8 protein-coding genes, 2 tRNA genes and 2 rRNA genes are annotated in these 7077 nt (G+C 48.1%); 11 read left to right on the top strand and 1 reads right to left on the bottom strand.

Going from position 1 to position 7077, the window contains the following annotated elements:
- From ACQY6F_RS17620 to ACQY6F_RS17635, 4 genes are all read left to right on the top strand, one after another.
- Positions 1-194, top strand: a 23S ribosomal RNA gene (locus tag ACQY6F_RS17620); the annotation flags it as partial.
- A 92-nt stretch (positions 195-286) separates the two neighbouring features.
- A 5S ribosomal RNA gene (gene rrf, locus ACQY6F_RS17625) occupies positions 287-403 on the top strand.
- A gap of 43 nt (positions 404-446) precedes the next feature.
- Positions 447-523 (top strand) — tRNA-Asp (locus ACQY6F_RS17630).
- A 168-nt stretch (positions 524-691) separates the two neighbouring features.
- Positions 692-768 (top strand) — tRNA-Trp (locus ACQY6F_RS17635).
- 448 nt (positions 769-1216) lie between these two features.
- Here the strand turns inward: ACQY6F_RS17635 and suhB are convergent.
- Positions 1217-2020 (bottom strand): inositol-1-monophosphatase, encoded by an 804-nt coding sequence (suhB, locus tag ACQY6F_RS17640; protein ID WP_428776310.1) that lies wholly within the window; start codon positions 2018-2020, stop codon positions 1217-1219.
- Positions 2021-2201: 181 nt separating this feature from the next.
- Here suhB and trmJ point away from each other — a divergent pair, with 181 nt between their 5' ends.
- The 7 genes from trmJ to ACQY6F_RS17675 form a co-directional block, all read left to right on the top strand.
- Positions 2202-2927 (top strand): tRNA (cytosine(32)/uridine(32)-2'-O)-methyltransferase TrmJ, encoded by a 726-nt coding sequence (gene trmJ / locus ACQY6F_RS17645; protein WP_428776312.1) that lies wholly within the window; start codon positions 2202-2204, stop codon positions 2925-2927.
- A gap of 95 nt (positions 2928-3022) precedes the next feature.
- Positions 3023-3529, top strand: coding sequence for a Fe-S cluster assembly transcriptional regulator IscR (iscR, locus tag ACQY6F_RS17650; RefSeq protein WP_428776314.1), 507 nt, complete (start codon positions 3023-3025; stop codon positions 3527-3529).
- A 30-nt stretch (positions 3530-3559) separates the two neighbouring features.
- Entirely contained in the window at positions 3560-4774 is a 1215-nt protein-coding gene (locus ACQY6F_RS17655) for an IscS subfamily cysteine desulfurase (RefSeq protein ID WP_428776315.1), read from the top strand.
- 41 nt (positions 4775-4815) lie between these two features.
- Positions 4816-5199: a Fe-S cluster assembly scaffold IscU gene (gene iscU / locus ACQY6F_RS17660; protein WP_203478390.1), complete on the top strand. Its 384-nt coding sequence runs from the start codon at positions 4816-4818 to the stop codon at positions 5197-5199.
- Between the two features lie 75 nt (positions 5200-5274).
- Positions 5275-5598, top strand: coding sequence for an iron-sulfur cluster assembly protein IscA (iscA, locus tag ACQY6F_RS17665; RefSeq protein WP_428776316.1), 324 nt, complete (start codon positions 5275-5277; stop codon positions 5596-5598).
- Between the two features lie 53 nt (positions 5599-5651).
- Positions 5652-6167 carry a co-chaperone HscB gene (gene hscB, locus ACQY6F_RS17670; protein ID WP_428776318.1) on the top strand — a complete coding sequence of 172 codons (516 nt, stop codon included), beginning with the start codon at positions 5652-5654 and terminating at the stop codon, positions 6165-6167.
- A gap of 21 nt (positions 6168-6188) precedes the next feature.
- On the top strand, positions 6189-7077 hold an 889-nt coding region (locus ACQY6F_RS17675; protein WP_428776320.1), incomplete at its 3' end, for an Hsp70 family protein.

The raw sequence follows: 7077 nt of genomic DNA on the forward strand, positions 1-7077 counted from the left end.
ATTGCCCGGTAGCTAAGTTCGGGATCGATAACCGCTGAAAGCATCTAAGCGGGAAGCGAGCCTTGAGATGAGTTCTCCCTGATACTTTAAGTATCCTAAAGGGTTGTCGTAGACTACGACGTTGATAGGCAGGGTGTGTAAGCGTTGTGAGGCGTTGAGCTAACCTGTACTAATTGCCCGTGAGGCTTAACCATACAACACCCAAGGGGTTTTGATGGACTCAATGTAAGAACATTGAATGTGTAATAACGAGAATTAAAAACAGCTTTCCGAATTAAAGAATTTGCTTGGCGACCATAGCGTTTTGGACCCACCTGACTTCCATTCCGAACTCAGAAGTGAAACGAAATAGCGCCGATGGTAGTGTGGGGTTTCCCCATGTGAGAGTAGGACATCGCCAGGCTTTAAATTTTGGACGTTCGCTTTAAAGCGGATGATACCACTGCGGAGTGGTAGTTCAGTTGGTTAGAATACCGGCCTGTCACGCCGGGGGTCGCGGGTTCGAGTCCCGTCCACTCCGCCACTTATTCAGAAGCCTCGCTTATGCGAGGTTTTGTCGAATTTAAAAGATACAAAATTTTTAAGGGGGCAGCTCCAATTAGCAGAGCCGCGGATTCCCTAAAGTTTGCGAGATGGCGCGTGTTGGGAGTTTTAATCTCCTAAACCATCGACAATTTGATTACCTATTTCTAGGGGTGTAGCTCCAATTGGCAGAGCAGCGGATTCCAAATCCGCGTGTTGGGAGTTCGAATCTCTCCACCCCTGCCATCTTCAAAGGCTCTGACTTCTGTCAGGACCTTTTTTGTGTGCATAGCAATGTGTTGAAAGGCCCAGCAGTTCCCCTGAGTCGCCAGTTCGGATGGTGGCAAGCCCTCCAAATCACCGAAATGCCGGTTCAGTCCACCCCCGTCATCTCCAAAGGGGCTGATTTAGGTCGAGGTTTTGTGCGTATCTGCTTTATATAAATGCCATGCTGATGATACTAGCTAGTAACTTTACTCCGAGTCTGAACGCTAGCTCCCTGATTGTGCATCGAGATATCCGGGTTTCGATAGGCAAAGTATGAACTAGGCAGGAGTAAGATTTGTAGATCCATTTGCAACCTAGAGGCTCAATTAGGCAGGAGCAATATTTCCAGTAACTTGACTCACTGCCTGATCGCGCCAATACAAAAAAGCCCCGCACTAGGCGGGGCTTCTAATTTGGTAATAAAGCCTTACTTCAGCAGAGCTTCATTGGCATTTTCACGGATGTGTTTAAGCATGTTTTTAACGCCGCGGGCGCTAGATGCAACCACATTGCCTGATTTCATGTACTCGGTGCCACCGGCAAAATCAGTTACGATTGCACCAGCTTCGCGAGCGATAAGTTCACCAGCTGCGATATCCCAAGGTTTCAAGCCTAATTCGAAGAAACCATCTACGCGACCAGATGCAACGTAACAAAGGTCCAGGGCCGCAGAACCAGTACGACGGAAATCAGCGCACTCACCAAATAGCGAGCTCAGCACTTTCAGGTAAGATTCTGAGTGTTGTTTCTGTTTGTATGGGAAGCCAGTAGCCAGAACCGTGCCTTGCAGGTCTTTTAACTGCTTAACACGAATGCGTGAGTTATTGAGTTGAGCGCCGGCGCCGCGTTGAGCGGTGAACAGGTCATTCCGCATTGGGTCGTAAACACAGGCTACTTCAGTTTTGCCTTTAATGCGCACTGCAATAGAAACGGAGAAGTGCGGTAGGCCTTTGACAAAGTTAGTGGTGCCATCCAGTGGGTCGATGATCCATTGCACGTCTTTATCTTTACCTTCAATGACACCGTTTTCTTCAGCAACGATGTTGTGCTCTGGGTAAGAGTTTTTGATGGTGTCGATAATCAGGGCTTCTGCTTCTTTGTCGACGTTAGTAACGAAATCGTTGTTGCCTTTTAGCGTCGATTCAATTTTTTCAGCGTTTTCTAGCGATTTAGCAATATGATTGCCTGCTTTTCGTGCAGCACGAATAGCAATATTAAGCATTGGATGCATACTTTATTTCCCAGCGGATGTTAAAGAACAGAAATCGGCGGCGAGTATACCAGAGTTTGACGAAAAGGGAAGCGGTCAAATTTTACACAATCAAAAAGGTGCGCTATAAGAACCTGACTATTCTAATCGGGTATGTGGTAATATCTGCCGGCAATAACAAGACGGGTAACTGAACGGAGCTATGTTAGACAAGGTTAAAGTAGTATTGGTTGGAACGTCTCACTCTGGCAATATTGGCTCAGCCGCACGGGCAATGAAAGTCATGGGTCTGAGTAAAATGGTGTTGGTCGCACCTCAATGTGAAGTGGATGGCCAGGCTATAGCTCTGGCAGCTGGTGCGGGCGAGATAGCAACCAATGCAGACATCGTGGCAGATCTGGATCAGGCCGTTGCTGACTGCTGTCTGGTTGTAGGAACCAGCGCACGCTCTAGAACCTTAGATTGGCCGATGTTGCAGGCCAGAGAGTGCGGCCAGAAGTTGGTTGAACTTGGTCAATCCGCGCCAGTGGCGATTGTGTTTGGACGTGAGCGAACCGGGTTGACCAACGAGGAGTTGCAGAAATGCCATTATCACGTGGCAATCCCAGCAAACCCTGACTATAGCTCGCTCAATTTGGCGATGGCAGTCCAAATCATCAGCTATGAAGTACGGATGGCTTACCTTGATGGACAAGCTAGCCAGTACCCGTCGGATGAGCAACAAGACTACCCACGTCACAAAGAGCTGGAGCTTTTTTATCAGCACCTTGAAAAAGTACTGCTGGATACCCAATTTATATCAGCGCAGCAGCCGGGGCAGGTGATGAATAAGCTGAGACGGATGTTTAGTAGGGCCAGGCCTGAAACACAGGAACTGAATATATTGCGCGGTGTGTTAACCGCCGTTCAAAAACGTTTCGGTCAGTGATAAAATACCTGACTAATTTAGTCAAATAAATACTTGACCAAATTGGTCGGGTATGAAAAACTACTACCATATAAACAGTGTGGATATGGTGTGTTATGAGACTGACATCTAAAGGAAGATATGCGGTAACGGCCATGTTAGATGTGGCTCTGCATTCACAACAAAACCCGGTACCTCTGGCGGATATTTCAGAGCGTCAGGGTATTTCATTATCGTATTTAGAGCAGTTGTTTTCTAAACTGCGCAAAGCTGGCCTGGTTGCCAGCGTACGTGGACCTGGTGGCGGCTACCGCTTAGGGGATGATGCCAATTCGATCGCTATCGGAACGGTTATCGCGGCAGTTGATGAATCGGTTGATGCGACCAAATGTAACGGTAAAGCCGATTGTCAGGGTGGTTCTCGCTGCCTGACCCATACATTGTGGCGCGACTTAAGTTCGCGTATTAGTGATTTCCTCAACAATATCACACTCGGTGAGTTGATGACGGATAATGAAGTATTAGAAATTTCGGATCGTCAGGATATAGACCTGGCGGCGAATCATGGGCTAACAAACAAGAATATCAACACCGCACCCATCGGTGTGAACGTCCGCTCTTGAGCGGTCAGCGATTTTACATTGGAGTAGAGAATGAAACTGCCTATTTATCTAGACTATTCAGCGACTTGCCCAGTTGATCCTCGTGTTGCTGAGAAAATGGTTCAGTATATGACGATGGACGGAACTTTCGGTAACCCGGCATCGCGTTCGCACCGTTATGGCTGGCAGGCAGAAGAAGCGGTAGACACCGCACGTGAACAGATTGCTGACCTGCTGAACGCGGATCCAAGAGAAATCGTATTTACCTCTGGTGCGACTGAGTCAGATAACCTGGCAATCAAAGGTGCGGCTCACTTCTATGGCAGCAAAGGTAAGCATATTATTACCTGTAAAACGGAGCACAAAGCCGTTCTTGACCCTTGTCGCCAACTAGAGCGCGAAGGTTACGAAGTGACTTATCTGCAGCCAGAATCTAATGGCCTGATCGATTTGAATAAACTACGTGATGCCATGCGTGATGACACTGTATTGGTTTCTATCATGCACGTAAATAACGAGATTGGCGTCATTCAGGACATCGCCGCGATTGGTGAGCTGTGCCGTGAGCGTAAAGTGGTATTCCATGTCGATGCCGCACAATCAGCCGGTAAGCTGCCTATCGACGTACAAGAGATGAAAGTTGACCTTATCTCTCTGTCGGCACATAAGATTTACGGCCCTAAAGGTATTGGTGCACTTTATGTACGCCGTAAACCACGCATTCGCCTGGAAGCGCAAATGCACGGTGGTGGTCATGAACGTGGTTTCCGTTCTGGTACCCTGGCAACCCATCAAATCGTTGGCATGGGTGAAGCATTCCGCATTGCCAAAGAAGAGATGCAGCATGATTATGATCACGCGCTTAAACTGCGTAATCGACTGCTGAACGGTATTAAAGACCTGGAAGCGATCACTATCAATGGTGACTTAGAGCAGCGCTTACCGAATAACCTGAACGTCAGTTTTGCGTTTGTTGAAGGTGAGTCACTGCTGATGTCTCTGAAAGACTTAGCCGTATCTTCAGGAAGCGCCTGTACATCAGCCAGTCTGGAGCCATCTTATGTGCTGCGTGCGCTAGGGCTGGATGACGAGTTGGCACACAGTTCTGTCCGTTTCTCGTTTGGTCGCTTTACGACTGAAGAAGAAGTGGATTATGCAGTTGAACAAATTCGCGTCGCAGTGATTAAACTGCGCGACATGTCTCCTCTATGGGATATGTACAAAGAAGGAGTAGATTTGAGCACCGTTGAATGGGCGCATCACTAATCGACTCAAGGATTGAAATAGAGGATTCGAGGTAAATTATTATGGCATACAGCGAAAAAGTAATTGATCACTATGAAAACCCACGCAACGTTGGTTCTTTCGATAAAGAAGATCCGTCAGTGGGGAGTGGTATGGTTGGGGCACCGGCTTGTGGTGACGTGATGAAACTACAGATTAAAGTGACCCCGGAAGGCATCATCGAAGATGCTAAATTTAAAACCTATGGTTGTGGTAGTGCGATCGCGTCCAGCTCATTGGTAACAGAGTGGGTTAAGGGCAAGTCGATTGATGAAGCGGCGGCAATCAAAAACTCAGAGATAGCGGAAGAGCTTGAGTTACCTCCGGTAAAAGTTCACTGTTCTATCCTGGCAGAGGATGCAATCAAAGCTGCAGTCGCTGACTACAAGAAAAAACACCAAGATTAACGAATCCGTATATAATGGGAGCCCATTGCTCCCATTCCATTCACCAACAGATTTTAAGACTATTTAAGGTGCAGTATGGCCATTACATTAACTGAAACAGCAGCCAGCCGAGTGAAAGCGTTCCTCGATAACCGGGGAAAAGGATTAGGTCTGCGCCTTGGCGTGAAAACGACCGGCTGTTCAGGTATGGCATATGTGCTTGAGTTTGTTGATGATTTGAACGAAGAAGACGAAGTGTTTGAAGATTTGGGCGTTAAAATTATCATCGATAAAAAAAGTCTGGTTTATCTCGATGGCACTGAATTGGATTACGTCAAAGAAGGGTTAAACGAAGGCTTTGAATTCAACAACCCGAATGCGAAAAGTGAATGTGGTTGTGGCGAAAGCTTTAATGTCTGATTAGCGGCTTTGAGTCGCTAACATCGCAGATGTAAGCAGGGACTGATTTCAACATGAATCACTTTGAATTATTTGGGCTACCAAGTCAGTTTGAGCTGGATGGTAGCCTTCTTTCTTCACAATTTCTTGCCCTTCAACAACGCTTCCATCCCGACAGATACGCTTCTGCCTCAGAACGCGATCGGTTGATGGCGGTGCAGAAAGCCGCGCAGATTAATGATGCCTATCAGGTGCTGAAGCAGCCCATTTCCAGAGCAGAATATTTGCTGACTCTGCAAGGTGTTGAATTACGTGGTGAACAGCAAACGATGCAAGATCCTATGTTTCTGATGGAACAGATGGAATTGCGCGAAGAGTTGGAAGAGATCGCTGACGCAACAGACGCCGAAGCGGCACTGTTTGATTTCGATGCCAAAGTACAACGCATGTATCAGCAGTACCTGGCGCAAGTGAAGACAGAATTAGATAACAGCCAGTGGACGAGCGCTGCCGACACTGTGCGAAAGCTCAAATTTATAGCCAAACTAAAAAACGAAGTTGAACTGGTCGAAGATAAACTGCTCGGCTAGTTGTTAGTACAAGGATCCATCATGGCGTTACTCCAAATCGCAGAACCGGGCCAGAGCTCGGCTCCCCATGAGCACAAGCTGGCCGCCGGCATTGACCTGGGTACAACCAATTCTCTCGTGGCGTCTGTCCGCAGTGGCAATGCGACCACGCTGACTGATTCGGACGGTCGCAGTATTCTGCCTTCCGTAGTCAGCTACAGTGGCGAGCAGCCAGTGATTGGTGAAGTTGCCAAGCAGCGTGCCGAGTTGGAGCCGGAAAACACAGTGATTTCGGTAAAGCGGATGATTGGTCGCTCTCTGGCTGATATTCAAACCCGTTATCCAAGTCTGCCGTATCGATTCAAGGCCAGCGATAATGGCCAGCCTATTTTGCAGACTTCCCTGGGTGACAAAAACCCGATTCAGGTTTCAGCCGATATTTTGCGTGAGCTGGCACAGCGCGCGGAACAGACGTTAGGCGGAGAACTGGCGGGGGTGGTTATCACTGTTCCGGCCTATTTTGACGATGCCCAGCGTGCCGGCACCAAAGACGCTGCCAAACTGGCAGGATTACATGTATTGCGTCTGCTTAATGAACCGACTGCCGCGGCGATTGCCTACGGTCTGGATTCTGGACAGGAAGGCGTGATTGCCGTTTACGACCTGGGTGGTGGTACTTTCGATATTTCAATCTTGCGCTTGTCAAAAGGTGTGTTTGAAGTGTTAGCGACCGGTGGCGATTCTGCTCTTGGCGGTGATGATTTCGATCATCTGGTTGCTGACTTTATCCTGGCTCAAATGGATAAGGCTCAGCCATTAACGGCGGAACAGCACCGAGCCCTGTTAAATGCCGCCACTGAAGCTAAAATTGCCCTTTCACAACAGGAAAGCGTTTCGATCGATGTGCTGGGTTGGCAAGGCCAGCTTACCC

Source organism: Vibrio sp., assembly GCF_050299255.1.
In the GTDB taxonomy this organism is placed as follows: domain Bacteria; phylum Pseudomonadota; class Gammaproteobacteria; order Enterobacterales; family Vibrionaceae; genus Vibrio.

What these genes read in the sequence shown, in the direction of transcription:
- suhB (WP_428776310.1), bottom strand. Translation starts at nt 2,020, where the DNA reads ATGCATCCAATGCTTAATATTGCTATTCGTGCTGCACGAAAAGCAGGC.
- trmJ (WP_428776312.1), top strand. Translation starts at nt 2,202, where the DNA reads ATGTTAGACAAGGTTAAAGTAGTATTGGTTGGAACGTCTCACTCTGGC.
- iscR (WP_428776314.1), top strand. Translation starts at nt 3,023, where the DNA reads ATGAGACTGACATCTAAAGGAAGATATGCGGTAACGGCCATGTTAGAT.
- ACQY6F_RS17655 (WP_428776315.1), top strand. Translation starts at nt 3,560, where the DNA reads ATGAAACTGCCTATTTATCTAGACTATTCAGCGACTTGCCCAGTTGAT.
- iscU (WP_203478390.1), top strand. Translation starts at nt 4,816, where the DNA reads ATGGCATACAGCGAAAAAGTAATTGATCACTATGAAAACCCACGCAAC.
- iscA (WP_428776316.1), top strand. Translation starts at nt 5,275, where the DNA reads ATGGCCATTACATTAACTGAAACAGCAGCCAGCCGAGTGAAAGCGTTC.
- hscB (WP_428776318.1), top strand. Translation starts at nt 5,652, where the DNA reads ATGAATCACTTTGAATTATTTGGGCTACCAAGTCAGTTTGAGCTGGAT.